Annotated in this window: 19 protein-coding genes; 10 read left to right on the plus strand and 9 right to left on the minus strand. The window is 65.3% G+C overall.

Features of this window, described 5'->3' with window-relative positions:
- Nucleotides 1-163: 163 nt before the first annotated feature.
- Together ACXJMY_RS20560 and ACXJMY_RS20565 are read left to right on the plus strand one after the other, a co-directional pair.
- The gene (locus tag ACXJMY_RS20560; protein WP_456621169.1) at nucleotides 164-856 is read left to right on the plus strand and encodes a peroxiredoxin; all 693 of its coding nucleotides are present in this window, start codon (nucleotides 164-166) and stop codon (nucleotides 854-856) included.
- A gap of 110 nt (nucleotides 857-966) precedes the next feature.
- The gene (locus tag ACXJMY_RS20565; protein ID WP_456621170.1) at nucleotides 967-2,337 is read left to right on the plus strand and encodes a peptidoglycan DD-metalloendopeptidase family protein; all 1,371 of its coding nucleotides are present in this window, start codon (nucleotides 967-969) and stop codon (nucleotides 2,335-2,337) included.
- 36 nt (nucleotides 2,338-2,373) lie between these two features.
- Here ACXJMY_RS20565 and ACXJMY_RS20570 read toward each other — a convergent pair whose 3' ends face one another.
- Complete coding sequence (locus tag ACXJMY_RS20570; RefSeq protein WP_456621171.1) at nucleotides 2,374-2,952, minus strand: TetR/AcrR family transcriptional regulator; 579 nt, start codon at nucleotides 2,950-2,952, stop codon at nucleotides 2,374-2,376.
- 274 nt (nucleotides 2,953-3,226) lie between these two features.
- Here ACXJMY_RS20570 and ACXJMY_RS20575 point away from each other — a divergent pair, with 274 nt between their 5' ends.
- Genes ACXJMY_RS20575 through ACXJMY_RS20585 form a run of 3 tightly spaced genes read left to right on the plus strand, consistent with a single transcriptional unit; the run spans nucleotide 3,227 to nucleotide 9,068 of the window.
- The gene (locus ACXJMY_RS20575) at nucleotides 3,227-4,789 is read left to right on the plus strand and encodes an efflux transporter outer membrane subunit (RefSeq protein ID WP_456621172.1); all 1,563 of its coding nucleotides are present in this window, start codon (nucleotides 3,227-3,229) and stop codon (nucleotides 4,787-4,789) included.
- Nucleotides 4,790-4,806: 17 nt separating this feature from the next.
- Nucleotides 4,807-5,931 (plus strand): efflux RND transporter periplasmic adaptor subunit, encoded by a 1,125-nt coding sequence (locus tag ACXJMY_RS20580; protein WP_456621173.1) that lies wholly within the window; start codon nucleotides 4,807-4,809, stop codon nucleotides 5,929-5,931.
- Between the two features lie 11 nt (nucleotides 5,932-5,942).
- The gene (locus ACXJMY_RS20585; protein ID WP_456621174.1) at nucleotides 5,943-9,068 is read left to right on the plus strand and encodes an efflux RND transporter permease subunit; all 3,126 of its coding nucleotides are present in this window, start codon (nucleotides 5,943-5,945) and stop codon (nucleotides 9,066-9,068) included.
- Between the two features lie 30 nt (nucleotides 9,069-9,098).
- On the opposite strand, the gene ACXJMY_RS20590 is transcribed toward ACXJMY_RS20585, so the two are convergent.
- Together ACXJMY_RS20590 and ACXJMY_RS20595 are read right to left on the minus strand one after the other, a co-directional pair.
- On the minus strand, nucleotides 9,099-10,301 hold the full coding sequence (locus ACXJMY_RS20590; RefSeq protein WP_456621175.1) for a DUF5666 domain-containing protein: 1,203 nt from the start codon (nucleotides 10,299-10,301) through the stop codon (nucleotides 9,099-9,101).
- A complete protein-coding gene (locus ACXJMY_RS20595; protein ID WP_456621176.1) occupies nucleotides 10,298-11,188 on the minus strand; it encodes a DUF6502 family protein in 891 nt (296 codons plus the stop codon). Before ACXJMY_RS20595 ends, ACXJMY_RS20590 begins: the two co-directional genes overlap by 4 nt.
- 126 nt (nucleotides 11,189-11,314) lie before the next feature.
- Here ACXJMY_RS20595 and ACXJMY_RS20600 point away from each other — a divergent pair, with 126 nt between their 5' ends.
- The 5 genes from ACXJMY_RS20600 to ACXJMY_RS20620 are packed head-to-tail and all read left to right on the plus strand — an operon-like array spanning nucleotide 11,315 to nucleotide 16,836.
- Nucleotides 11,315-11,473 (plus strand): hypothetical protein, encoded by a 159-nt coding sequence (locus tag ACXJMY_RS20600; protein ID WP_456621177.1) that lies wholly within the window; start codon nucleotides 11,315-11,317, stop codon nucleotides 11,471-11,473.
- Between the two features lie 8 nt (nucleotides 11,474-11,481).
- Nucleotides 11,482-13,407: a glycosyltransferase gene (locus tag ACXJMY_RS20605; RefSeq protein WP_456621178.1), complete on the plus strand. Its 1,926-nt coding sequence runs from the start codon at nucleotides 11,482-11,484 to the stop codon at nucleotides 13,405-13,407.
- Between the two features lie 2 nt (nucleotides 13,408-13,409).
- Complete coding sequence (locus ACXJMY_RS20610; protein ID WP_456621179.1) at nucleotides 13,410-14,156, plus strand: ABC transporter ATP-binding protein; 747 nt, start codon at nucleotides 13,410-13,412, stop codon at nucleotides 14,154-14,156.
- Complete coding sequence (locus ACXJMY_RS20615) at nucleotides 14,153-15,532, plus strand: glycosyltransferase family 4 protein (RefSeq protein WP_456621180.1); 1,380 nt, start codon at nucleotides 14,153-14,155, stop codon at nucleotides 15,530-15,532. The genes ACXJMY_RS20610 and ACXJMY_RS20615 overlap by 4 nt, the downstream gene beginning before the upstream one ends.
- 11 nt (nucleotides 15,533-15,543) lie before the next feature.
- Nucleotides 15,544-16,836 carry an O-antigen ligase family protein gene (locus ACXJMY_RS20620; protein WP_456621181.1) on the plus strand — a complete coding sequence of 431 codons (1,293 nt, stop codon included), beginning with the start codon at nucleotides 15,544-15,546 and terminating at the stop codon, nucleotides 16,834-16,836.
- Here ACXJMY_RS20620 and ACXJMY_RS20625 read toward each other — a convergent pair whose 3' ends face one another.
- The 6 genes from ACXJMY_RS20625 to ACXJMY_RS20650 all read right to left on the minus strand — a co-directional run bounded on the left by ACXJMY_RS20625 (nucleotide 16,837) and on the right by ACXJMY_RS20650 (nucleotide 25,383).
- Nucleotides 16,837-18,072, minus strand: a complete 1,236-nt coding sequence (locus ACXJMY_RS20625; RefSeq protein WP_456621182.1) for an ABC transporter substrate-binding protein — start codon at nucleotides 18,070-18,072, stop codon at nucleotides 16,837-16,839.
- A gap of 109 nt (nucleotides 18,073-18,181) precedes the next feature.
- Complete coding sequence (locus ACXJMY_RS20630; RefSeq protein ID WP_456621183.1) at nucleotides 18,182-19,093, minus strand: DMT family transporter; 912 nt, start codon at nucleotides 19,091-19,093, stop codon at nucleotides 18,182-18,184.
- Between the two features lie 135 nt (nucleotides 19,094-19,228).
- Nucleotides 19,229-20,110 carry an NAD(P)-dependent oxidoreductase gene (locus tag ACXJMY_RS20635; RefSeq protein ID WP_456621184.1) on the minus strand — a complete coding sequence of 294 codons (882 nt, stop codon included), beginning with the start codon at nucleotides 20,108-20,110 and terminating at the stop codon, nucleotides 19,229-19,231.
- Nucleotides 20,110-21,241, minus strand: a protein-coding gene (prfB, locus tag ACXJMY_RS20640) for a peptide chain release factor 2 (RefSeq protein WP_456621185.1) whose coding sequence is annotated in 2 segments (ribosomal slippage) — nucleotides 20,110-21,171 and nucleotides 21,173-21,241 — 1,131 coding nt in all. Because the reading frame shifts where the segments join, the coding sequence is not laid out codon by codon here. Before prfB ends, ACXJMY_RS20635 begins: the two co-directional genes overlap by 1 nt.
- Nucleotides 21,242-21,357: 116 nt before the next feature.
- On the minus strand, nucleotides 21,358-23,859 hold the full coding sequence (locus ACXJMY_RS20645) for a penicillin-binding protein 1A (RefSeq protein ID WP_456621186.1): 2,502 nt from the start codon (nucleotides 23,857-23,859) through the stop codon (nucleotides 21,358-21,360).
- Nucleotides 23,860-24,090: 231 nt separating this feature from the next.
- Nucleotides 24,091-25,383 (minus strand): N-acetylmuramoyl-L-alanine amidase, encoded by a 1,293-nt coding sequence (locus ACXJMY_RS20650; protein WP_456621187.1) that lies wholly within the window; start codon nucleotides 25,381-25,383, stop codon nucleotides 24,091-24,093.
- Between the last annotated feature and the right edge of the window lie 275 nt (nucleotides 25,384-25,658).

A 25,658-nucleotide genomic window follows, 5' to 3' on the forward strand; every position in this document is an offset into this window, starting at 1 on the left:
CCCGGGAGCGCGTTCAACGAGCAGTGGGGTGGTGCGTGGAATTCCTTGTAACCATACTCCGGCGCCGTCAGACTTGCCCAGCCGAGGGCGCGAATCCGGCTTTCCGGACGAGAGCTGCAATACCGCTTTGGTTGACCCGCCGAAAGCGACGAAAGGAAGGCGTATGTCCAAGAAATCCCGAAAGAAATCGTCCAAAACGCCCTCCGGCAGTCCGACGGCTAAAAAGAAGGCCCCAACGACACGGGCATCGACTCAAACAAAGCCAGCGAAAACACAGCGGACACCGGCAAGCAAATCAACCAGGACCATAGCAAAAGCAGCATCGCATGGGGCCGCATCGAAACAGTTAAATTCCTCCAAATCGGCCTCCCCGCCCGCGGCAGCGGCGAAGGCTGCCCTGACCGAGGGCCGCAAGGCCCCCGCCTTCCGCCTGCCCCGCGACGGCGGCAGCGTGGTGACGCTGTCGGATTATCCCGGCCAGAAGATCGTCCTGTTCTTCTATCCCCGCGCCGACACGCCGGGCTGCACCCGGGAGGCCATCGACTTCACGCGATTGGCTGACGCCTTCGCCGCGGCTGGCACGACCGTGCTCGGCATCTCCGCCGATCCGTTAAAGGCGCAGGAGAAGTTCCGCGACAAGCACAGTCTCGGCGTCGCTCTGATCTCGGATGAGCAACATGAGATGCTGGAGGCCTATGGCGCCTGGGGCGAAAAGTCTATGTACGGCAAGACTTTCCTCGGGATTCTTCGCACCACGGTGCTGATCGGCGCCGATGGCAAGGTGGCCAAGGTCTGGCGCAACGTGCGCGTCGATGGCCACGCCGACGAGGTGCTGGCGGCGGCAAGAAGTCTTTAACCAGCCCGTTAAATTCGACTGTTCCCGTTTCCGGAAAATTAACCATGACCAGCCCAGATTGCTGCGGCAATTAGGCCGTACGGACTCATCCGACCGGCGCGGGAGTGCCGATGTCGAAAAGTTCTGCCCAATATTCGCAGTACCCCCAACATCATTCTCACGATCACGGACGGGCCTTCCACCGGCGTGCTGCTGCCGCGGCGGCAGCCGCCGCCGCGATTCCCCTTCCCGCCACCGACGACGCCTACACCATCGTCCACGCCGGCAAGCAGGTCCGCTTCGGGCCCGTGGTGTTCTGGATCGTGGTCGGCACGGTCGTGCTGCTCGGCCTCTGGTCGGCCGCGACCGCCACCTACTTTGCTTTTCGCGACGACGTCCTGACCCGGCTGATCGCCCGCCAGGCCGAGATGCAATACGCCTATGAGGACCGCATCTCCGAGCTGCGCGCCAAGGTTGACCGCACCACCAGCCGGCAGCTGCTCGACCAGGAGCAGTTCGACCAGAAGCTCGACCAGATCATGAAGCGCCAGACGGCGCTGGAGTCCCGGGCCACGGCGCTTGGCGCCATGCCCGACGTGACGGGGTCCATTCCCCGTTCGGCCCCGCAGCGTGGCGATGCCGGCCAGAGCACAACGCAGGGCACGCCAAAGCCGTCGCCGATCAGCGACACCGTGATCTTCGTGGCGCCGCCGGATCGCGAAGCGCGGCTCGAGTCGCGCGCGCCGGCCGTCATGGCCCCACAGGCCAATCAGTTCGCCAAGAACCAGGGTTTTGACAACGTTCTGGTCCGGCTCCAGACCTCGCTCGATCAGGTCGAACGTCGCCAGATGGCGGCGCTCAGCGCCGTCGAGGAAGGCATGGACTCGCGCATGCGCCGGATGCGCGGCGTGGTCAGCGATCTCGGCCTGAACCTCGCCAGCCTCGAATCCGCCGTGCCGCGCACCGCGATGGGCGGACCCTTTGTACCGGTCAAGCTGACGGCCAATGCCGGGCCGTTCGAGAAGCAGCTCAATCGCATCAACGTCACCCGCGCCGAGATGGACCGTCTCAACCGCACGCTGGCGCTGGTGCCCTATCGCAAGCCCGTCATCGGCGAGGTCGAGTTCACCTCCGGCTTCGGCGTACGCAGCGATCCCTTCCTCGGCCGGCCTGCGATGCACACCGGCCTCGACTTCCGCGCCGCCACCGGCGATCCCGTTCGCGTCACCGCAAACGGCAAGGTGGTCTCGGCCGGCTGGTCCGGCGGCTACGGCCGCATGATCGAGGTCGACCACGGCAATGGACTTGCGACCCGCTACGGCCATCTCTCCGAGATCAATGTGAAGGTCGGCGAGATCGTGAAGATCGGCCAGGTGGTCGGGCTGGTCGGATCGACGGGACGTTCCACCGGTCCGCATCTGCACTATGAAACCCGCATCGACGGCGAGGCAGTCGATCCGCAGAAGTTCCTGCGCGCCGGCGTCCGCCTGAGCGCGGGCTAGAACCGGCCTCTACCTTCACCAAGCATGCATGGCGCTTCAGGCACGAGGCTGACACGCCTTCAGGAAGAAATTGAGCCCTGCCTCGATCTCCTGTTCGATCTTCCCTTCCGTGAAATCGCTGAGGCCCAGCACGATCAGCAGCGGTAGTTCGCCGCGGACCAGGCTCAGGAATTGCTTGGCGGCTTCCATCGAGTCGTCAAACTCCAGGAGCTTCGCGGCCCTGGCCTCTTCGAGGAATTGAGAGAGCCGTCGAATCGTCGCCTCGGGACCACTTTCATAGAAGAGCCGGGCGAGCGCGGGAAACCGGCCGCTCTCGTTGGCGATGATGCGGACGAAGGCGACGTCCTTGCGATGGATGAAGGTGTGGAGGTATTGCCTGGCGAAATCCCGCAGCGCCTCGGACAGTCCCGCGGACAGTTTGGGCAGCGGCAAATCGCGTTGCAGGCTCTCGCACTCCGCCACGATCAGTGAGGCGAACAAGGCTTCCTTGCTTGGGAAATACGCGTAGAGCGTCGCCTTCGAGACGCCGGCGGCTTTCGCGACGGCGTCCATGCTGGTGGCGGAAAAGCCCTGGTCGAGAAATAGCTGCCACGCCGCGCGGATGACGATGTCCATCTTACGGCCCGCTGGTGCACTCGGCTGCTCTTGAACAGGATGGGCGATCGTTTCGATCAATGATGGCACTCCGTCGGGTCGCGAATCGATGTCGTTGGTGTCAGCGCGCACAATGACGCCGCATCAACAACTTGAAAGAACAATGAGCCGGGATCCGGTGCTGGCGCGGCACTGAGGTCGTTACACCCGCAACAAAACTAAACAGTACAGTACTGTTGACAATCCCCGCCTGCCAAGTCAAGTACTGAACGGTTCAGTTTAATGCGGGCGGCGGATGTCGGTCAGAACATTTCTCCTAAGAGGTGCTTTGGTACCTATCATTCAGGCTGCCCTCTCCCTGGGTGGCTGCGCCGTCGGCCCTGATTTCGAGTCGCCGGCCGCGCCGGCAGTGCGCGGTTACACGGCGGGCGGGCTGCCCGCGACGCAAGGTGCGGACGGGCCCGGTGGCCTGGCGCAACGGTTCGCGCATGGCGCCGACGTGCCGGCGGTCTGGTGGCAGGTGTTCCGCTCGCGGCAGATCGAAGCTTTCGTCCGCGAAGCGATCGACAACCATCCGGACCTCGCCGCGGCGCAAGCGGCGCTGCGCCAGGCTCGCGAAGTCGCGGCGGCAGACACCAGCGCCCTGCTGCCGTCGATCACCGGGGAAGGCAGCGCGACACGCAGCCAAGTGCCGCTGGCACAGTCCGGACAAACCGGATCGTCATCCCTGTACACCCTCTACAAGACCTCGGTCCCGGTTTCATTCACGCCGGACATCTTCGGTGGCAAGGCGCGCGGGATCGAGGCGGATCTCGCCAATGCGGACTATCAGCGCTTCCAGCTCGAGGCGACCTATCTCTCATTGACGGCCAACGTCGTGACGACCGCAATCAGCGATGCGTCCTACGCGGCGCAGATTCGCGTGACCCAGGAACAGATCGACGGTCAGCGCCAGCTGGTGGCGCTGCTCGAACAGCAGTTTGCCCTCGGCGCCGTCGCCAACAGCGATGTCCTGACTCAGAAGGCCCAGCTGGCGCAGACGCTCGCGACGCTGCCGCCGCTGCAAAAGTCGCGCGCGCAGAATCGCAACCAGCTGATGGCTTATCTCGGCCGGTTGCCGAGCCAGGACAAGGGCGAGGCCGTGCCGCTGGCAAACCTGCGCCTGCCGCGCGATCTGCCGGTCAGCGTGCCGTCGCTGTTGGTGCAGCAACGCCCGGACATCCGTGCCGCTGAAAGTCAGGTGCATCAGGCCAGCGCGAATGTCGGTGTTGCCACGGCCAACATGCTGCCGAACGTGACGCTGTCGGCCTCGGGCGGCAGCTCCGCGCTGGCGCTGGCGGGCCTCTACGGCCCGCAATCGGCAGCCTGGAGCGTGGCGGCGAGTGTCACCGGCCCGATCTTCGACGCCGGTTCGCTGTTTCATACCAAGGAGTCCAAGGTCGCGGCGCTGGAGCAAAGCAGCGCGCAATATCGCTCGACCGTGATCACCGCCTTCCAGAATGTCGCCGACGCGCTCCGCGCGATCCAATCCGATGCCGATCTGCTGAAGGCCCAGATTGAGGCGGAAAAGACCGCGGCTGAAAGCCTGAAGATGTCCCAGGCCCAGTTCAAGGCCGGCTCCACCACCTTCATCTCCGTCATCAACGCCGAACAGACACTGCTCACCGCGCGCATCAACCGCGTGAAGGCGCAGGCCTCGCGCTATGCCGACACCGTATCGCTGTACCAGGCGCTCGGCGGCGGCTGGTGGAATCGCGTCGATGAATCCCCCGCCGCCGAGGTCAAGCCCGCCGGCGTTGCCGCGATATTCGTTCCCGCGGGGGCCCTGCCGGCACAGCCGCCCCAGCCAGCCAACTGATCCGAGAGTCCGAAGCCATGTTGAAGCGCATGATCATCATGCTGTGTGTCGTCGGTGCGGTGTTCGCCGCGCTTGCCTGGTTCGTCAGTTTCCGCGCCGGCATGATCAAGCAGGCCATGGCCGCGCTCGCCGATCCCCCGCAGACGGTGTCGACGACCGCCGCGCAGGTCAGCGACTGGCAGTCGACATTAACCGCCATCGGTACGTTTCGCGCGGTGAACGGCGCCGATCTTTCGCTGCAACAGTCCGGCATCGTGGACAGCCTTCATTTCGAATCCGGCAAGGACGTCGCCGCCGGTGACGTGTTGCTCGACCTGCGCAAGCAGGATGACGTCGCCAAGCTGCAGTCGTTGCAGGCCACCGCCGACGGCTACGCCATCACGTTGCGGCGCGATCAGGGCCAGTTGAGGATCAATGCGGTCAGCCAGGCGACAGTCGACAGCGATGTCGTGAACGAGCGCAACGCGCTGGCGCTGGTCGCCCAGCAGCAGGCGCTCATGGACCAGAAGACGCTGAAGGCACCTTTTGCCGGCCGTCTCGGCGTGCGTCAGGTCGATGTCGGCCAATATCTGACCGCGGGCACCACCATCGTCACGCTGCAGGCGCTCGACCGTCTCTTTGTCGACTTCACGCTGCCGCAGCAGGCCGTCGACCAGGTCAAGGTCGGACAGGACGTCACCGCTCGTATCGACGCCTTTCCGGAGAGCAGTTTCAAGGGAGTCGTGCAGGCGTTCAATTCCAAGGTCGATCAGACCAGCCGCAACGTTCAGGTCCGCGCGATTTTCGACAATGCGGATCGCAAGCTCCTGCCCGGCATGTTCGCACGGATCGATGTCCGAGTAGGACATCCCACGAGCTACCTCACGCTGCCGCAGACCGCCATCGTCTACAACACCTATGGAGAGTCGGTGTTCCTCGCAGTCAAGAGCGACGCACCGGACAAGCAGGGTTTGGTAGCCCGTCAGACCTTCATCAAGACCGGCGCCACCCGTGGCGATCAGGTGGCCGTGATCTCGGGCCTTGATCGGGACGCAACCGTCGTCACCGCGGGCCAGATCAAGCTGCGCAACGGCACCCTGCTGAAGGTCGACAACTCCATTCCGCTGGCGAACGATCCCAATCCGGCACCTGCCGATCAGTGAGGAGGCAGAACGTGTCCTTTACCGACATCTTCATTCGTCGGCCGGTGCTTGCGATCGTCGTCAGCCTGATGATCCTGGTGCTGGGTCTGAAGTCGATGACTTCGCTGCCGATCCTGCAATATCCGCGCACGCAGAACGCGATCGTCACCGTGACGACGACGTACTACGGTGCGGATCCGGCGATCGTCGCCGGATTCATCACCACGCCGCTGGAAAACGCCATCGCCCAGGCCAATGGCATCGACTACATGACGTCGACCAGCCAGCCCAGCACCTCGACCATCACCGTCAACCTGCGGCTGAACTTCGACTCCGGCAAGGCGCTGACCGAGATCAACACCAAGGTGAACTCGGTGCTCAATCAGCTTCCGAGCGGCGTCCAGCAGCCGGTGCTGACGGTCAAGGTCGGTCAGACCATCGACGCCATGTATCTCGGCTTCAGCAGCGACGTGCTGGCGCCGAACCAGATCACCGACTACCTGATCCGCGTGGTGCAGCCGAAACTCCAGGCCGTGTCCGGGGTGCAGACCGCGGAACTGCTCGGCAACAAGACCTTCGCGCTGCGCGCCTGGCTCGATCCGATCAAGCTTGCGGCGTACGGGCTGACCGCGTCCGATATATCGACCGCGCTGTCCAGCAACGACTACATCGCCGGGCTCGGCACCACCAAGGGCCAGATGGTGCAGGTCAATCTGACGGCCGCGACCAACCTGAAGTCGTTGCAGGAGTTTCGCGACCTGGTCGTCAAACAGGCGGGCGCGTCCAACGTCAAGCTGTCCGACGTCGCGAACGTCACGCTCGGCTCCGAGGATTACGATTCGTCGGTCGGCTTCAACGGGAAGCGCGCGGTCTATATCGGCATCCAGGTGGCGCCAAACGCCAACCTTCTCGACGTCATCAAAGGGGTCCGCGCCGTCTATCCCGACATCAAGGCGCAGCAGCCTGAGGGGCTGAACTCCGAGATCATCTACGATTCCACCGACTTCGTGAACAGTTCGATCGACGAGGTGATCCATACCCTGCTCGAAGCACTTCTGATCGTCACCGTGGTGGTCTTCCTGTTCCTCGGCTCGTGGCGTTCGGTGCTGATTCCGGTAATCGCCATACCGCTGTCGCTGGTCGGCACCTTCACCCTGCTGCTGGCGCTCGGCTTTTCGATCAACCTCCTGACGCTGCTGGCCCTGGTGCTCGCGATCGGCCTGGTGGTCGATGACGCCATCATCGTCGTCGAGAACGTCAACCGGCATCTGGCCGAGGGCACCAAGCCGTTGCAGGCGGCGATCATCGCCGCGCGGGAGCTTGCGGGTCCTATCGTGGCCATGACCATCGTGCTGATCGCGGTCTACGTGCCAATCGGCTTCCAGGGCGGTCTGACCGGAGCGCTGTTCACCGAATTCGCCTTTACCCTTGCCGGCGCCGTTGCGGTGTCGGCCGTCATCGCATTGACGCTCACGCCGATGTGCTGCGCCTTCATTCTCAAGCCGCCGAGGACCGGCGCACCGACGCTCGACGATCGCATCGTCGCGTTCATCGATGCGCGGATGGAAGCGTTGCAACACCAATATCGACGGTTGCTCGAAGCCAGCCTGACGACGATTCCGGTCACGGTCGTGTTCGCGGCCCTGGTCCTGAGCAGCATCTACTGGCTTTATTCGAACTCCAAGAACGAGCTGGCGCCGGACGAGGATCAGGGTGCGATCCTGATGCAGTCGACGCTGGCGCCGAACGCAACACTTCAGCAGAAGCTGCTGTATTCCGCCGAGGTCTACCGTCGCATCTCCGCCCATGCTGAAACCGCGGGCGTGTTTCAGCTCGATCTCACCGGCAGCTCGATCGCTGGCTGGGTCCTGAAGCCCTGGGACAAGCGCGACAAGACCGCGGCGGAACTGCAGCCGGTGCTGCAGCAGGAGATGGCGGGGGTTGCCGGCGCCAAGATCGTGGCATTCCAATTGCCGCCGCTGCCGGGGGCGAGCGGCCTGCCGATCCAGTTCGTGATCCAGACCACCGACCCGTTCAAGCGGCTCGACGGCATCGCCAAGGCCTTCACCGCCGAGGCCCTGAAAAGCGGCAAGTTCATCTTCCTCGACAACGACCTGAAGGTGGACCAGCCGCAAACCACGGTGCTGATCGATAGCGAAAAGACCGCTCAGCTCGGGCTTAAGCTCAGCGATGTCGGTGGCGCGCTCGGCAACATGCTGGGCGGCGGGTATGTCAACTATTTCGGCCTGGACGGCCGCTCCTACAAGGTCATTCCCCAGGTCGAGCAGCGCCAGCGGCTGAACGCCGATCAGGTGCTCGACTACTACATCAAGACCTCGGATGGCACGTCCGTTCCGCTGTCGACGGTGGCGTCGCTGAAAACGACCACGGTTCCGCAATCGTTGAACCATTTCCAGCAGGTCAATGCCGCCACCATCTCCGGCGTGGCCATGCCGGGTGTGATCACCGGCGAAGCGCTCGCGACGCTGAAGGAGATCGCGGACCGGACCCTGCCCAAGGGCTACACCATCGACTATGGCGGACAGTCGCGGCAGTTCATCCAGGAATCATCCGGTTTCGCCGCCACCTTCGGATTTGCCCTGATCATCATCTTCCTGGCGCTGTCGGCGCAGTTCGAAAGTTTCCGCGATCCGCTGATCATCCTGGTCTCGGTGCCGATGTCGATCGCGGGCGCCCTGATCTTCATCATGCTGGGTATCAAGGGCGCGAGCCTCAACATCTACACCGAGGTCGGCCTCGTGACGCTGATGGGGCTGATCAGCAAGCACGGCATTCTCATCGTCGAGTTCGCCAACGAGCTGCAGCATGCCGGCCGCTCCAAGCGTGATGCGGTCATCGAAGCGACCGCGATCCGGCTGCGCCCGATCCTGATGACGACAGCGGCCATGGTGATCGGCGTGATGCCGTTGATCACCGCATCCGGCGCGGGCGCGGCCTCGCGCTTCAACATGGGGCTGGTGATCGCCTCCGGACTTTCGATTGGAACGCTGTTCACCCTGTTCGTGGTGCCGGCGTTCTACATTCTGCTTGCCGCCGACCATTCCGCGGCGACGGGCGATGACGCGGTGAAGCGCGATGCGGCCGGGCTCGGAACGAACGGCGAGCCGCGCGGCCCAGCGATGGAAGCAACGCGATGAAACGCGGATCACCGACGGCCCTCGGTGCCTTCAGCGCCGGCCGCCGCCCATCCCGCCTCCGGGACCGCCGAAGCCACCACCACCACCCACTCCACCACCGGGCCCCATGGGTCCGCCACCAGGCGAGCCAAGACCGCCGGGGCCTGACGGGCCGCTTGGCCCCGTCGGAGCGGAGCCGGGCGTTGCTCCGGGGCTTGATCCCGGCGCAGGCGCGCCTGTCGGACCGGGCTGGCTACCACCGGGATTGGCCGTGCCGCGGTTCGGATGCAGGATCGAACCGCCGCCCGGCGACCGGTTGGGATTGCCGGGCCCGCCGGGCGCCTGCCGCGGCGATCCCGGTCCGATCGCTTGAGCGGAATCCAGCTGGAGGCCGCGCGAGCGGTCGAACACGCCGTTGACCACCATGCGCGCTTCACCCGCCGCGGGACCGAACCGTGAGCCGTCACGGGCGACAAGCCCGGAGCCAAGCTGGAGGTTGGCACCCGCGCGCTGCACATAGGCCTCGATCGAGAGCCGGCTTGCGCCGACGAGATCCGAAAAATCGTCGATCCGGCTGCGCGAGGCCCGCATTGCCCCCTGGCTTGCGCTGCCCTCGATCTGGACGCGCTGGCCGACGAGCAAGGGATCGACGCCGTTCAGCTTCAGCCCACCGATATGCAGGCCGTCCGGCCCGCGCTCGACCAGACCCGTCACGCGTGCCGTCGCGTCACGCCGCGGCTCGACGAGGCTCGCGACGATCACGCCGTCGGTGCGGCGCAAGCCGTAGACGGCGACCTGCGTGCCGGCACGGAGCCGGCTTTCGTTGCCGCCCGAGACGATCTTCTGACCGAGAACCGTCAGCTCGTTGCCTTTCACGGATTCGATCGGGCCGGAGACTTCGCTCGCGATCGCGATGTTGCGCGTGACGAGCGTGCCGTCAGCCTGGCGCGTGGCGACCACGCGCGCGACCTGGCCGATGCGCAAGTCCTTGGTGGTGGCCGCTTCGCCGTCGATCCGTACCGGAACCTCGTTCCCATAGGTGATGCGTTCGCCGTTGACGTAGATGCTGCCGAAGCGCTGGATCACGCCGACGATGCCGGTGCCGCCGATGCCGTGATCATCGCCGGGCGTGAGTCCGGTGCCGCCAATGCCCTGGTCGGTGCCGCGCTTGACCTGCGCGTGGGCGATGGCCGTGCCGGCCAGCCAGAACCCCGTCAGCAGCAGACGGCGGGAGATGAGCGGCGGCCGGCTCATGACGAACCACTCTCCTTGCCGCCTTCCTTACCGCCCTCCTTGCCGTCGCCCTCCTCGTCGGCGTCCTCGGAATAGATGTAGACGCCGAAATTCCAGCGGGCATCGCCGCCCTTGTCCTTGGCGAGCGCGCGGTTGGCTTCGCGGTTGGCGGTCTTCAGCGCGTCCATGGCAAGCTCGCGCGAGCGCGCCTCGAGGCGCCGCGCAAGCTTCGGCGAGATGTTGTTGTAGTGGACCGCGCGTTCGAGGAAGCGCGGCGCCGGTCCCGACACGTTTTCGGCCGCCGCGGCGACATGGTCGTGCAGATTGCGGCCGAGATAGTGCCACTTGCTGTCGTCCTCGCCGCTCGGAACGAAGGCGGCCTCGACCAGCACGATCTCGTCGTCGGCGTTGATGGTGACGAGCTTGCGATCGATCCATTCGTCGAGCACCGCGCGCGGGCGCACGTCCTTGGTGACGGAGGCGACCAGCTGCTCGAACGAGGGCGCGTCGCTCTCGGCGGTGCGCGGCAGCGGGAGCGGCTCGCCCTTCGCATCGGTGAATTCAGGCGCGGCCAGCCAGCGCGCGATCACCGCGCTCGTCAGCGACACAGCCGCGGGCGCCTCATGCACGGGGGCGCCGGCGCCACGCAGCCGCGCCACCTCCTTGCGGTGGATACCGGTGAGCAGGCTGACACGGCTGTCGGTCTGCTCTTTCCCCTCGAGGGCAAAATCGTGCTCGGCGACGTTGACGAAAAGCTCGCGAAGCAATTGCGCCAGCGCCGGGAACGTCATGCCGCTGCGGATGCAGAGCCGCACGAGCGGGCGCAGCAGCCGCGCCAGCGGCGCGTGCAGCTTTGCGGCAGCGTTCGGCTGGGACGCCGCTGCTTTGGACCCGGACTTGGCATTCATGTCTGAATTGTATCGGCGCCACGCGTGGGACACAATCCCACTTTTTTCTCATCGTCGATTGACGTGGTAAATTTTCCCACATATACGAGACGCCACTGAGGGCGCGATTTCAAGGGGACATTGACCATGGCCGACCGCTTGGCCCGTATTTCCAGTTCGCCGCCGCCGATTCTCGACCGGGACCGTCGCGGCCCGATCGAGCCGATGCTGCCGGCGCTCCTGCGCGGCGTGATCTTCATCTCGGTGCTGGCGGCGCCGTTCGTCGCAGCGCTTCTCGCGGGCTGATCGCCGTCATGCATCACAACAGCGAAACTCCGCGCCGCCCATCGGTGCTGCACATCTTCAAGATCTACTATCCCGACCTGTTCGGCGGCACGCTCACGGTGATCCGCGACATCTGCGCGAGCCTGAAGGACACCTTCGCCTCCGCCGTGCTGGTCTGCTCGCGATCGGCCGGGCCGCGCGAGCTCGTCGTCAACGAAGTGCCGGTCGAGCGCGTCCGCTCGTTCGGCAATGTGCTGTCGCTTCCCGCCGCGCCCACCTATCCCTGGCGGCTGTGGCGCAGAATCGCGGAGCACGATCTGCTCGCGCTCCACGCCCCCTTCCCGCTCGCCGACCTCGTCTTCGCACTCGGATTCGGCCGCAACCGGCCGCTGGTGGTGCACTGGCACGCCGACATCGTCAGCCATGCCGGCCTGCGCTGGTTCATCGATCCCTTGATGCGGCGGACTTTGCGGCGCGCCAAGGCGATCATCGTCTCAGACCGCGTCCTGATCGAGACCACGGCGCTGCTGCGGGAATTCGAGGACAAGTGCCATGTCGTGCCGTTCGGCATCGACACCACGACCTATGACTGGCCGAAGATCGAGCCGCATCACGTCAACGACCGCGGCCGGCTCGTGCTCGCCTGCGGCCGGCTCGTTCCCTACAAGGGATTCGACGTGCTGATCCGCGCCGCCGTCAATCGCCAGTTCGAGGTCTGGATCGTCGGCGAGGGGGTCGAGCGGCCGCGGCTGGAGCAGTTGATCCGCGAACTCGGCCTCGGCGACCGAATCCGCCTGCTCGGCTCGGTGAACGATTGCGAGCGCATCAAGCTGATGTGCCTCTCCGACGTCTTCGTGATGCCGTCGGTGACCAATGCCGAGACCTTCGGCCTCGTCCAGTTGGAGGCCATGGCCGCCGGCCGCCCGGTCGTGAACACGGCACTCGACACGGCGGTGCCGCGCGTCGCCCGCCACGGCATGGAGGCCATCACCGTGCCGCCCAGCGACGCCGAGAAGCTCGGTGAGGCCATCGACACGCTGATCCGCGATCCCGAGCGGCGCCGCCGCATGGGGCTCTCGGCGCGGGCGCGCGCCCTCACCCACTATTCGGCCACGGCCTTCAGGCAGGGCATGGAAACCGTTTACCGCGAAGCCGTCACGTCATGCGAGGAGCAGCCGGCCGCCGTCGAACCGCCGCCGGCGACGAGCTGGCTGGACGCGGTCCGGATCGCCGCGGCGCTGGCCTGGTCCGACATGCGCCACCGCTACGTGCGCTCGCTGCTGGGGCCGTTCTGGATGTCGCTCCAGATGGCGATCGTGGTCGCGGTGCTGGGCTCGGTGATCGGCCAGATGTCGAACGCCAGCATCCTGGCGCGCCTGCCCATGCTCGCACTCTCGATGACGGCATGGACCTTCCTCAACAGTGTGGTGCTCGATGCCACCACGGCGCTCCAGAACTCCGCGAGCCTGATCCGCGACCGCGCGCTGCCGCCGGTGATCTTCCTCTTGCAATGCACCTTCCGCCAGGCGCTGTTCGCGCTGCATAACGCCTGCGTGCCACTGGTGCTCTGGCTCCTGCTCTCGCCGCACGATCTCTTCGGCGCGGTTGCGGCGCTGCCCGGCCTGCTGCTGTTCGTGGCCTGCACCTTCGCGCTGAGCCTCGTCCTCGGCGCGATGGCGACGCGCTATCGCGACCTCAAGCCGATCATCGAATCCACGCTGATGCTGGCCTTCCTCGCCTCGCCCGTGATCTGGTCGTCGGAGATGATCAACCACCGCTCGACCGTGATGCGGCTCAATCCGCTGACGCATCTGTTCGCGGTGTGGCGCGAGCCGCTCGCGGGCGGCCATGTCGATCCCGCAAGCCTCGCCTATGTCCTCGTCGCGCTGGCGCTGCTGATCCTAGCAAGCGTGCTGACGCTGGGTCATCTGCGCAAAGCCGCATTCTGGATCTGACCATGGTCTCGATCAGCCTGCGCAATGTCTGCCTCGACTATCCACTCTATGGCGCCTACGACTTCTCGCTGAAGCGGCGGTTGCTCGGCCACCTCGTCCGCGAGCAGGGCGAGACGCGCATCATCCGCGCCGTCGACGACGTCACCATCGAGGCGGAGGCCGGCGCCCGCATCGGGCTTGCCGGGCCCAACGGCTCCGGCAAATCGACGCTGCTGCGGCTGATCGCCGGCGTCTATCCGCCGAGCAGCGGCAGCGTGGTCATCAAAGGCAACGTCGTTCCCCTGCTCGGCCTCAATGCCGGGGTCAACCTGGATTTCGTCGCTGCGGACAACATCGCGCTGCTGCTCCGGATCGGCGGACGCAAGCCGACGCCGACGATGATCGACGAGATCTGGGCTTTCACCGAGCTCGAGCCGCGCATGCGGCGGCTGCCGCTGCGGATGTTCTCCTYGGGCATGCTGATGCGCGTGCTGTTCGCGACCGCGACCGCCTTCCCGGCCGACATCCTGCTGCTCGACGAATGGCTGAGCGTGGTCGACGAGCATTTTGCGGAGAAGGCCGAGCGGCGGCTGCTCAACCTGGTCTCGCAGGCGGCGATCGTCATCATTGCCTCGCACGACCAGCTGCTGCTGCGCCGCACCTGCACCAGCATCATCAATCTCGATCACGGCCGCATCGCCTCGACCGTCACGGTCGAGGCGCCGGCAACGGCAACGCCCCCCTTCGAGCTCCGCGAGAAACGCGCATGAAGCAGAACATCCTTGTCGTCTCCGAAGCGCTCGGGGAGCCCAACCACAAGCGCGGCATCTTCCACTTCACGCGCGAATTGATGCGCTCGCTCGCCGCCGAAGGCCACGAGCTCACGCTGCTGGTGGAAACCACGCGGCGTTACCGCAAGCTGCGCCGGCGCGAGCGGCGCACAAGACTGTTTCCGGCGCCGTCGCGCAACATCGAGCTGCTCGCGCTGTATCGTTTTCTCGACGAGATCAACATGAGCGAGCCGGTGATGCGCGGCGGCCTGCGCCGCACGCTCGACTGGATCCGCCACAAGGCCACCATGTCGGTGTCGTGGGACTACATCGTCTGCCTGCTGCGCGCCGTCGGCCTGCGTGGCCTCAACGCCCGGCTGATCGAGAACAGGACCGCCGCGCTCGAATACGTTCCGCCGGACCTGCGCCACCTCGAACTGTTCGGCGACTTCCAGCTCGAGCCCGGCTTCTACAGCTATCAGGACTCCTCGGCCTTTTTCCTGCTGCCGCCGCCGCGGATCGATGCGCGCGACTACGACGTCATCGTGGTCGACACGCCGACGCGGGTGGCGATCAAGCGCAGGCCGGGGGCCAAGGTGATCTGCGTCGTCCACGATTTGTTGCCGCTCACCGACCTCAAGCTCAGCGACATCGCCACGCGGCTGTTCCTGTCGCGGCTGCTCACCAGCCTGCGCCAGGCCGACGAGCTCGCCTTCGTTTCAAACTACAGCATGATGCGGTTCAGGGAACTGTTGCCGCAATTTGCGCACCTGCCGGCGCGGGTCGTGTATCCCCGCACCCGGTTCGACGCCCCGGATGTCCTGCACCTCCCAGCCCCGTCGGGGCGTCCGGGGCGGCCGAGCTTCGTCGTCATCGTGTCGAACGAGCCGCGCAAGAACGTCGCCACCGTCATCCGTGCCTTCCGCAACATTCCTCACGCCGATCTCGTGGTGATCGGCCTGGCCGGCCAGATCAGCCGGATGCGCAACGTTCCCCAAAACGTTCGCTTCGCCGGCTATGTCGGCGAGCATGAAAAGGCCGCCCTGATCGCGGAGGCGCACGGCCTGATCATGCCGAGCTTTGCCGAAGGCTTTGGCGTGCCGATCATCGAAGCGCTGGCCGCCAATACGCCGGTGCTGTGCTCCGACATCGCGGTGTTCCGCGAGGTCGCGGGTGAGCTCGCCGACTATTTCGACCCGTTCTCGACCGACTCGATCGCGGCCTCCGTCACCCGCGTGCTGACGCGTCAGGAGGAGTGCCGCGGTAGGATCAAGGCGAGACGCAGCGAATTGGCCGAGCGCTTCGGCTACCAGACCCAGGCTCGCGATTTCCTCGGACATTATATGCCCGCGGAAAGTCTCGTCGCCGCGCAGTAAGCGCTGGTCGCATGACCTCGGAACCGGCGGCGTGGTCCGATGCCGCCGAGCCCCAGGCCTGGCGCAGCCGTTGGCAGACTTGGCGCAACTCGGCCGCACTGGTTTATGCGGCCGATGTGCTCGTCATCCTGATCGCGGCCTCGCTGCCCTGGTCAACGACGGCGCCTTCGATCTTCGTCGGGCTCTGGCTGCTCGCGGTGACGCCGACCATCGACTGGCGCAACTATGCACGCAAGCTCGCATGGCCGGCGTTTGCCCTGCCCTTCGCATTCCTGCTGCTCGCGCTGATCGGTACGCTGTGGTCGGACGGCGCCTGGCCCGACCGGCTGCATGCGATCAAGCCGGTTGCAAAGCTCGTGCTGATTCCGCCGCTGCTCTACCATTTCAGCCGATCCGAGCGCGGCTTCCAGGCCTGCCTTGCCTTTCTCGCCTCCTGCGCGCTGCTTGCGGTGTTCTCCTGGATCGTGCTGCTCGATCCTGCCTGGAAGATCACCGCGACCGCGTCGGCTGGCGTCCCCGTCAAGAACTATATCGACCAGAGCCAGGAATTCACCCTGTGCGCGTTTGCGCTCGCGCTGCCTGCGCTGACTTTCTGGCGCGGCGGCAGCCTGATCGCGGCAGCCGCCTGCCTCGCGCTGATCCTGCTGTTCGTCACCAGCATGGTGTTCGTTGCCTCGGCCCGCACAGCCCTGCTCTGCATCGCAGTGCTGCTTGGACTGTTCGCCCGGCGGCATCTGAGCCGGCGTGCCGCCCTGATCCTGCTCGCGGGCGCGGTCGTCGCAAGCGCGCTGGCCTGGACGGCGTCGCCCTATCTGCGCCAGCGCATCATCGATATCGCCGTCGAATACCGCCACGGCCATGAGGACATCAGCCGCGCGTCGACCGCGCAGCGGCTGACCTATTGGCGCAAGTCGCTGCACGCCATTGCCGAGGCGCCCCTGCTCGGTCACGGCACCGGTGCGATCAAGCGGCAGTTCGAACGCGCCGCCACCGGCGAGAGCGGCCTCGACGCGGAGATCGTCAGCAACCCGCACAACCAGACCCTCAACGTCGCCATGCAATGGGGGCTGTTGGGCGTCGTGCTGCTCTACGCCCTGTGGTTCGCGCATCTTCGCCTGTTCCTGGGTGAATTCTTGGACGAAGGTGTTGCGGCCTGGATCGGCCTCGTGATCGTCGTGCAGAACATCGCGAGCTCGCTTCTGAACTCGCATCTGTTCGATTTCCACGAGGGCTGGATGTATGTGCTCGGCGTCGGCGTCGCCGGCGGCATGGCGCTGCGCGCCAAAGCCAGCAGCCCGCGCTGACTACGGGCTGCGCTCGTGGCCGACTTCGCCGGTGATGACGTCGCCGAACAGCTCCCAGGCCTGCCCGTTGAAGCGCATCAGCTGCATCTGCTCGATCGGGAAATAGTCGTCGGCCGAGGTGTTGACCATGATTCCGGGCAGCATCAGCTCGGTGTGAAAGTTCTTGAGGCTGGTGGCCTGCTTCATGACGTTCTCGCGCGTGAGATTGTCGCCGCACTGCTTCAGCACCTGCGCCATGGCTTCGGCCTGGACGTAGCCGTAGAGATTGTTGGCATTGGCCTTGTCGCCTTCGGGATAGTATTTGTCCATGAAGGCGCGCCATGCCAGCACCGCCGGATCCTTGTCCCAGGTCGGATCGGTCGGGTCCTTCAGATACGCGGTCGAGATGATGTCCTTGGAGTAGTCGAGCCCGGCGGGCTTCAGCACCGAGGCGATGGACGTGGCCGTGTTGCCCAGGAAGAACTTTGGCTTCCAGCCGAGCTCGCCGACTTTCCGGATCGCCTGCGCCGACCCTTTCGGCGCCGCCCACGAGAAGAAGATATCCGCGCCGGAATCGTGCAGGGCGACGATCTGCGAGTCGATCGAGGGATCGCTGACCTCATAGGACTTGTCGGCGATGATCATGCCGGCCTTGTCGCCGAGCCCGTCCTTCAAACCCTTGAACTGGTCCTTGCCGGCGTCGTCGTTCTGCCAAAAGACCGCGATCTTGCCGTCGGGGAAATTGTCGCGAATGTACTTTGCGTAGATCCGTCCCTCGCTCTGGTAGTTCGGCTGGAAGCCCATGGTCCACGGGAAGTTCTTCGGGTCTCCGAACTTGGTGCCGCCGGAGGCGACGAACAGCTGTGGCACCTTCTTGGCGTTCATGTATTTCATGATCGCGGAATTCGAGGGCGTGCCGAGCGGCTGGAAGATCAAGAGCACCTCGTCGCTCTCCACCAGCTTGCGCGCCTGCTCGATCGCCTTCGGCGGCGAATAGGCGTCGTCATAGCTGATGAAGTTGATCTTGCGGCCGTTGATGCCGCCCTGGTCGTTGATCATCCTGAAGAAGGCGGCCTCGGTCTTGCCGATCACGCCGTAGGACGACGCCGGACCGCTATAGGGCATGATGTTGCCGATCTTGACTTCGGTATCGGTGGCTCCGGGGTCGTATTTCTTCTGCGCCGAGGCCGAAGTCGTGACGAGCACGCCGGCAGCAAGCATGGCTAGAGCAGCAAGGTTGTTGCGACGACCCGGCATCGTTCTCTCCCCAATGTTTTGTAGTCTTGTTTTGTGAAGAGTGTCGCAAGGTGGCCAGCCACTGGCAAGCGGCAGGATTTTCCGTGGAGTGAAACGCTGACCTTGGAATCTACCGGACGCGCTGCAACATTCTCAGCGCCCGTCCGTCGATCACGATCAAAGCGCTGCCGATGACGATCGCGCCGGCGATCTCACGCATGGAAATCGGCTCCCCCAGCACCAGCCATCCCAGAAGGATCGCGGTGACGGGAATAAGCAATGTCACCAGCATGACATTCGTTGCGCCGGAGCGTCGTATGATCTGAAAGAACACGATGTAGGCGAGCGCGGTCGACAGCGCGGCAAGGCCGAGCACGGCAAGCCAGGTCGCCAGGCCCGGCATCGGTAGCCGCCACGGCTGCTCCAACCCACCGGCGACGAGGGCCATCATCACCGTCGATGCCATGAGCTGAAACGTCGCCGTGCCGAGCGGCGGCGAGTCTTTCAGGAGCCTTCGCGCTGCGAGCGCCGCAAAGCCATAGCTGAGCGCGCCCCCGAGGCAGAGCAGGATGCCGATCCCCTGCCCGGTCCGCGTCTCGATCCCCCACCCGCGCAGGATGATCACACCGGCAAGGCCCAGCGCCACGCCGGCCACCCGTCGCGCCTGCAACGCCTCTTCACCTGCCGCTGCCATCACCAGCACCGTGAACAGTGGCGTGGTCGCGTTGAGGATCGACGCCAGCCCGCTCGGAATAAAGGTCTGGCCGGCCACGATCAGCGAGAACGGAATGACGTTGTTGAGCAACCCGATCGCGAAGAACGGCTTCCAGCCCGCCAGGCCCTTGGGAAAGCCGATCCCCTGCACGCGGAGCAGCGGCAGCAGAATGGCCGCGCCGATAACAACGCGCAGGAACACGAGCGTCAGCGGCGGCAACTCCCGCAGCGCCGCACCGTTGAAGAAGAACGAGCCGCCCCAAAGGATGGAAAGCACGGCCAGCAACGACCAGTCTCGTGCGTCGATCCGGTTGTCGTTCGGGGGCATGGCGTCTCGCATCGGTGGCTGCCCCCCGCCTAGTGCGGCGCGACGCGCTTTGCCACCCGATTTCCGATGAGGTTTGGAATTCCCGTGTTCAGAAGCGATAGGGCGAACGAGGCTGCCCCATGTTAATGCGACCGGCTAGGACGGCTCCTTCGGCCGCGACACCAGCTCGATCATCTTGCCTTCGTCGTCGTCCGGCATGCTGGCTTTCGCCCGCGCGTAGGATTCGACCGCCGCGCGCGCCACCAGCGGCTTGTCGGCCAGCAGGCTCTCGGCAAGCCTCACGGCATAGGCGGCATCCTTGTGCCGCAGCGCCGAGGTGAAGGTCGCGCCGCCGAAGTCGCGCGCCACCATGCGCTTGGAATGCCGCTGCACCTGGGGGCTGGCGGCGACGCCGGCCTGGATCGACTCCAGCACCAGGTTCATGTCGAGCCCGGCCTGCTCGGCGATCGCGAGACCCTCGGCGAGGCCGGCGATCTGGATCGCCCCCATCAAATTGTTGATGAGCTTGTAGACCGTGCCGGAGCCGACCACGCCGAAATGGCGGATGGTCGAGCCGATCGGTTCGAGGAACGGTCGGGCGCGCTCGAGGTCGGCCGCGTCGGCGCCGGCCAGCAGCGTCAGCTTTCCGGCCGCCGCCGCATCCGGCAGTCCGGTCACGGGGCAATCGATGTAGATGAGCCCGCGCGCGTTCAGCTCGCGGCCCATCTCGCGCGCATGGTCATAGGAGACGGTGGAGCATTCGATCGCGATGGTGCCGGCCTTCGCCGTCTTGGCCGCGCCTTGAGGCCCGAGCCAGACCGCGCGCGAGGCCTCGTCGTCGGCAACCATGGTCACCACGGCGTCGGCATCGATCGCGGCGTCCTCCGGCGAGGTCGCCCATTGCGCGCCGCGCGCGATCAGGTCTTCCGCCTTGGCCTTGCTGCGATTCCACAGCGTCACCGTGAAGCCGGCATCGAGATAGCGGCCGGCCATGCCGTGGCCCATCCGTCCAAGCCCGATGAAGGCAACACGCGGCATCAGTCGACGTCCTCGATCTCGCCGGTGGTGGTGCCGAAGGCGCGCTGCGCCAGCGTCGCGGCCATGAAGTCGTCGAGCTCGCCGTTGAGCACGCCCGACGTGTCCGAGGTCTGCACGCCCGTGCGCAGGTCCTTCACCATCTGGTAGGGCTGCAGCACATAGGAGCGGATCTGGTGACCCCAGCCGATATCGGTCTTGGCGGCCTGGTCGGCGGCGGCCTTCTCCTCGCGCTTCTTCAGCTCGATTTCGTAAAGGCGCGCGCGCAGCATGTCCCAGGCCTGCGCCCGGTTCTTGTGCTGGGAGCGGCCGGCCTGGCAGACCACGGCGACACCGGTCGGGATATGCGTCAGCCGCACCGCGGACTCGGTCTTGTTGACGTGCTGGCCGCCGGCGCCGCCCGAGCGCATGGTGTCGACGCGGACGTCGGCTTCCTTGATGTCGATCTTGATGCTGTCATCGATGACGGGGAACACCTGCACACTGGAGAAAGACGTGTGCCGCCGCGCGTTGGAATCGAACGGCGAGATGCGCACCAGGCGGTGCACGCCGGCCTCGGTCTTCAGCCAGCCATAGGCATTGTGCCCGGAGACCTGGATGGTCGCGGACTTGATGCCGGCCTCTTCGCCCTCGGACTCTTCGAGATATTCGACCTTGAAGCCGTGGGTCTCGGCCCAGCGCGTGTACATGCGCAAAAGCATCTGCGCCCAGTCCTGGCTCTCGGTGCCGCCGGCGCCGGCATGGACTTCGAGGTAGGAATCGAAGCGATCGGCTTCGCCCGACAGCAGCGCCTCGAGCTCGCGCCGCGCGACTTCCTTCTTCAGGTTCTTCAGTGCGGCTTCGGCTTCGGCAACGACGCCCGCATCGCCTTCGGCTTCGCCGAGCTCGATCATGCCGATGTCGTCCTCGAGCTCCTGCTCGACCTTGCCGATGCCCGACAGCGAATCCTCAAGCGAGGTCCGCTCCTGCATCAGCTTCTGGGCTTTCTGGGGATCGTTCCAGAGGTTGGGATCTTCTGCGAGCTTGTTCAGCTCAGCGAGGCGCGCCGTCGATTTCTCGACGTCAAAGATGCCTCCTCAGCAGCCCGACTGACTGCTTGATCTCTTCTACCAACCGTTCGATTTCGGCGCGCATGTCGTTCTCTGATCTCGCGGAATTGGGCCCGCGTTCGATTTGTGAGCCGGATGTAGCGGTGACGGCGGCAAAGCGCAACCGCCCGCCCCTCCAACGCCGACGATTCCCGTCGTCGCCTACCAGAGTCCGCCGGTACCCGGGCGCATGAGGAAGCCGGAATCCGGCTGCTGCTGCTGCGAGGCCGGCATGCGGCTCTCGGCGTCGGCAACGCCGATGACCGAATAATTGTCCGGCGGCGCCGTGCCCGGCTTGAAGGCTTCGAGGATGGTTCCGCCGGTCTCGCCGGGGCCGGCGCGCATGCCGGTCTTGGCGACGACGCGGACCAGCTTGATACCGGCCGGCACCTTGAACGGAACTGCCTGCTTGTCGGCGAGCGCGAGCTTGAGGAAGTCGCGTGCGATCGGAGCAGCCAGATGGCCACCGGTCGCGGCGTTACCCTTACCGAGTGCACGCGGCTTGTCGTAGCCCATGTAGATCGCGACGGCGACGTCCGGCGAGAAGCCGACGAACCAGGCGTCCTTGGCCTCGTTGGTGGTACCGGTCTTGCCGGCGATCGGCTTGCCGACCTCCTTGACCACGGTCGCGGTACCGGCCTGCACGACACCTTCCATCAGCTCGGTGATCTGATAGGCGGTCATGGAGTCCAGCACCTGCTCGCGGCGGTCGATCAGCTGCGGCTCGGTCTGGTTCTTCCAGCCGCCCGGCGCGTCGCAGCCACGGCATTCGCGCTGGTCGTGCTTGAAGATGGTGTGGCCGTAGCGATCCTGGATACGGTCGATCAGCGTCGGCTTCACGCGACGGCCGCCATTGGCGATCATCGAATAGGCCGTCACCATCCGCATCGCCGTCGTCTCGCCGGCGCCGAGGGCGTAGGAGAGATAGTTCGGCAGTTCGTCATAGACGCCGAAGCGGCGGGCATATTCGCCGATCAAGGGCATGCCGATGTCCTGCGCGAGGCGCACCGTCACGGTGTTGAGCGACTGCCGCAGCGCGTTGCGCAGCGTCACCGGCCCCTGGAACTTGCCCGAGGAGAAGTTTTCCGGCCGCCACACGCCGGCGCCCTGGCCCTGGTCGATTTCGATGGGCGCGTCGAGCACCACGGTCGAAGGCGTGTAGCCGTTGTCCAGCGCCGCCGAGTAGACGATCGGCTTGAACGACGAGCCGGGCTGGCGATAGGCCTGGGTGGCGCGGTTGAACTGGCTCTGGTCGAACGAGAAGCCGCCGACCATGGCGAGCACGCGGCCGGTCCAGGGATCCATCACCACCATCGCGCCGGACACTTCGGGGATCTGGCGCAGCCGGTATTGGCCCTCGACCGGGTTGCCGTCCTTGTAGAGCGGATCGGCATAGATCACGTCGCCGGGCTGCAGCACCTGCGACACCGCGCTCGCCGCCCTGCCCTTCGCAGGCCCCGCGGCCGCCTTGGCCCATTTGATGCCATCGAGCGTGATGAGGCCGGTTTCGCGCTGCTTGCTGACGGCGCCGCCGAGCTCGCGGCTCGGCTGGAAGCCGATGCGCGCCGACTGGTCGCTGGTCTCCAGCACCACCGCCATGCGCCATGGCGAGATGTCGGACAGCGACTTGATCTCGGCGAGCTTCACGCCCCAGTCGCCCGACGTATCGAGCTTGCTCATCGCGCCGCGATAGCCCTGCTGCTCGTCATAGTTCACGAGGCCCGCGACCATGGTCTTGCGTGCCATGACCTGGATCTTCGGATCCAGCGTGGTACGCACCGACAGGCCGCCCTCATAAAGCTTCTTCTCGCCATAACGCTCGAAGATGTCGCGGCGGACTTCCTCGGCGAAATATTCGCCGGCGAAGGTGTGCGCGCCGTTGGCGCGGTTGGTGACGGCGAGCGGCTCCTTGCGCGCCTTGTCGGCGTCGGCCTGCTTGATCCAGCCGTTCTCCAACAGGCGGTCGACCACATAGTTGCGGCGCTCGATCGCGCGGTCGCGGTTGCGCACCGGATGCAGCGTCGCAGGCATCTTCGGCAGCGCCGCCAGATAGGACGCTTCCGCCACCGTGAGCTCGTTCACCGATTTGTCGAAATAGACCAGCGAAGCGGCTGCGATGCCGTAGGCACCGAGGCCGAGGTAGATTTCATTGAGATAGAGCTCGAGGATCTTGTCCTTCGAATAGGTCTTCTCGATCCGCATCGCCAGCAAGGCTTCCTTGATCTTGCGGGCGAACGAGACCTCGTTGGTCAGAAGGAAGTTCTTGGCGACCTGCTGGGTGATCGTGGAGGCGCCCTGCGGACGCCGGTTCGAGCCGTAGTTCTGGATGTAGACCAGACCGGCGCGCGCCATGCCGGTGTAGTCGATGCCGCCATGCTCGTAGAAATTCTTGTCCTCGGCCGCGAGGAACGCGTTGATCACGAGCTTCGGCACGGCCTGGATCGGCAAATACAGCCGCCGCTCCTTGGCATATTCGCCAAGCAGCGAGCCGTCGACCGCGTGCACGCGGGTCATCACCGGCGGCTCGTAATCCTGAAGCTGAGAGTAGTCCGGCAAGTCCTTGGAGAAATGCCAGATCAGGCCTGCCACGGCACCGACACCGACAAGGAACAACACCGTTCCCGCGGCGAACAGGAAGCCCATGAACCGCACAAGCAAGCGCATTATCTGTTTATCCGTTCAATCCCAAGATCAGGTCAAGATCAGCCCAAGGCGCCCAAAACGGGCGCCAACGTCACGTCGCGAATTCACCGGCCTACTCAAATCACATCCGTGCCGGGCCTAAAGACGCTTGCCGAGCGGGATTCTCGTCGATTCCGGAACCCCCTGCGGCGTTTTTATAAAGCGACCGCTGTGGCCAAACTAGGGCTTTCACGGCGGGACGGAAAAACCCCTTCAATTCGAAGACCCGACTGTGGCCATGCGCTTGGCCAGAAAGCCGTCGATCGCCTGCGCCATCGAGCTCACCGCGCGGGATCGCCAGCCCTCGGAGACCAGATGCTCGAGATCCCCCTTGTTGGAGACGTAACCGATCTCGACCAGCACCGACGGCACGTCCGGCGCCTTCAGCACCCGGAAGCCGGCCGATTTCAGGGGATGCTTGTGCATCCGCACGGCTGTCTTCATTTCCCCCATCAACAAGCGGGCAAAACGGTTTGAAAAGGTGCGGGTTTCCCGCTGGGTGAGGTCGATCAGGATGTCGGCGACATCGGTCGGCTCCTCCGCGAGATTGAAGCCGGCGATCGCGTCTGCGCGATTTTCCGCATCCGCCAGACGCTGGGCCTCGGCGTCGGAGGCCTTGTCCGACAGCGTGTAGATCGTGGCGCCCTGGGCATCGCCCTCCGCGCGCGGCAGCGCGTCGGCATGAATCGAGACGAACAGCGCAGCCTTGAGGTTGCGCGCGATCTTGGTCCGGTCATTGAGGGGAATGAAGGTGTCGTCGTCCCGCGTCATCACCACGCGGTATTTGCCGTTCTTTTCCAGCCGGTCGCGCAGCGCGAGGCCGAAGGCGAGCACCAGGTTCTTCTCGCTCTCGCCGCTCGACTGCGTGCCGTTGTCGATGCCGCCATGGCCGGGATCGATCACGACCACCGGGCGCCCATCGGCCTTTTGCGGGCCTGCTTCCGGGGCTGCGGTGGCGGGAACCGTGGCCGGCGGCGCGTCGGCGATCGCGGGCCGCAGCTCAGGCCGGTTTTCCGGGGCCAGCGATTGTACGAAGGCGGCGCGGTCGACCTCCTCCAGCTCGAGCACGAGCCGGGCCGGTTGGCTATTGGCCGCCTCCAGCACGTAGGAGTTGGCGATCTTGGCAGGTCCCGTCAGGTCGAACACGATTCGCGAGCCGCCGGGCATCACCAGCCCATAGCGGAAGGCCTTGACCAGCCCCCGCCCGGCCCCCGTGCCCGTGGGCAGCTGAAAATTCAGCTGGGGCACGTCGACCACCACCCGATACGGGTCGGCCAAGGTGACGGCGCGGAATGTGACCGTCTTGTCGAGGTCGAGAATGAAGCGGGTCTGCTTGCCGTCGCCGGCCAGCCGGGCAGCCGAGGCGATCGGAAAATTCGCTACCGCAACAGCGGGTTGCGGCTGGCTCTCGGCCGCGCTCAGGCGCGAGGAATCGGCACATGGCAGGGCTGCGGCGCACAGAAGTGCACACCCCAGCAAAACCCTTTGATTTGCGCGGCTCGCCACCGATTCCGTGCCTCCGAGCAGCCTCTTTAACGCAATAGAACCACAGGGTTAATCAGTCCCTAATGACAGGGACTAGAAACTCGCTGACTGTGACCGGTATGCGACGGTCCCTTGCACGGTTGGCCCATTCCTCGTATGTACGAAGGGCTGACGGCCAGTATTTTCGGTTGTGTCGCATTCAGCCTCCCGGTGCAGCGCCGGAACTCTCAAGGTTTGGGAATTCCAGCGTTTTTCCGTTCCCCCCGAAGGCCAGCGCGGTGCGCGGCAGCGAGGTG

The sequence above is a fragment of the Bradyrhizobium sp. P5_C12 genome, from assembly GCF_054049735.1.

Coding starts and splice junctions, on each gene's coding strand:
- ACXJMY_RS20560 (WP_456621169.1), top strand. CDS start 164: ATGTCCAAGAAATCCCGAAAGAAATCGTCCAAAACGCCCTCCGGCAGT.
- ACXJMY_RS20565 (WP_456621170.1), top strand. CDS start 967: ATGTCGAAAAGTTCTGCCCAATATTCGCAGTACCCCCAACATCATTCT.
- ACXJMY_RS20570 (WP_456621171.1), bottom strand. CDS start 2,952: ATGGACATCGTCATCCGCGCGGCGTGGCAGCTATTTCTCGACCAGGGC.
- ACXJMY_RS20575 (WP_456621172.1), top strand. CDS start 3,227: ATGTCGGTCAGAACATTTCTCCTAAGAGGTGCTTTGGTACCTATCATT.
- ACXJMY_RS20580 (WP_456621173.1), top strand. CDS start 4,807: ATGTTGAAGCGCATGATCATCATGCTGTGTGTCGTCGGTGCGGTGTTC.
- ACXJMY_RS20590 (WP_456621175.1), bottom strand. CDS start 10,301: ATGAGCCGGCCGCCGCTCATCTCCCGCCGTCTGCTGCTGACGGGGTTC.
- ACXJMY_RS20595 (WP_456621176.1), bottom strand. CDS start 11,188: ATGAATGCCAAGTCCGGGTCCAAAGCAGCGGCGTCCCAGCCGAACGCT.
- ACXJMY_RS20600 (WP_456621177.1), top strand. CDS start 11,315: ATGGCCGACCGCTTGGCCCGTATTTCCAGTTCGCCGCCGCCGATTCTC.
- ACXJMY_RS20605 (WP_456621178.1), top strand. CDS start 11,482: ATGCATCACAACAGCGAAACTCCGCGCCGCCCATCGGTGCTGCACATC.
- ACXJMY_RS20615 (WP_456621180.1), top strand. CDS start 14,153: ATGAAGCAGAACATCCTTGTCGTCTCCGAAGCGCTCGGGGAGCCCAAC.
- ACXJMY_RS20620 (WP_456621181.1), top strand. CDS start 15,544: ATGACCTCGGAACCGGCGGCGTGGTCCGATGCCGCCGAGCCCCAGGCC.
- ACXJMY_RS20625 (WP_456621182.1), bottom strand. CDS start 18,072: ATGCCGGGTCGTCGCAACAACCTTGCTGCTCTAGCCATGCTTGCTGCC.
- ACXJMY_RS20630 (WP_456621183.1), bottom strand. CDS start 19,093: ATGCCCCCGAACGACAACCGGATCGACGCACGAGACTGGTCGTTGCTG.
- ACXJMY_RS20635 (WP_456621184.1), bottom strand. CDS start 20,110: ATGCCGCGTGTTGCCTTCATCGGGCTTGGACGGATGGGCCACGGCATG.
- ACXJMY_RS20645 (WP_456621186.1), bottom strand. CDS start 23,859: ATGCGCTTGCTTGTGCGGTTCATGGGCTTCCTGTTCGCCGCGGGAACG.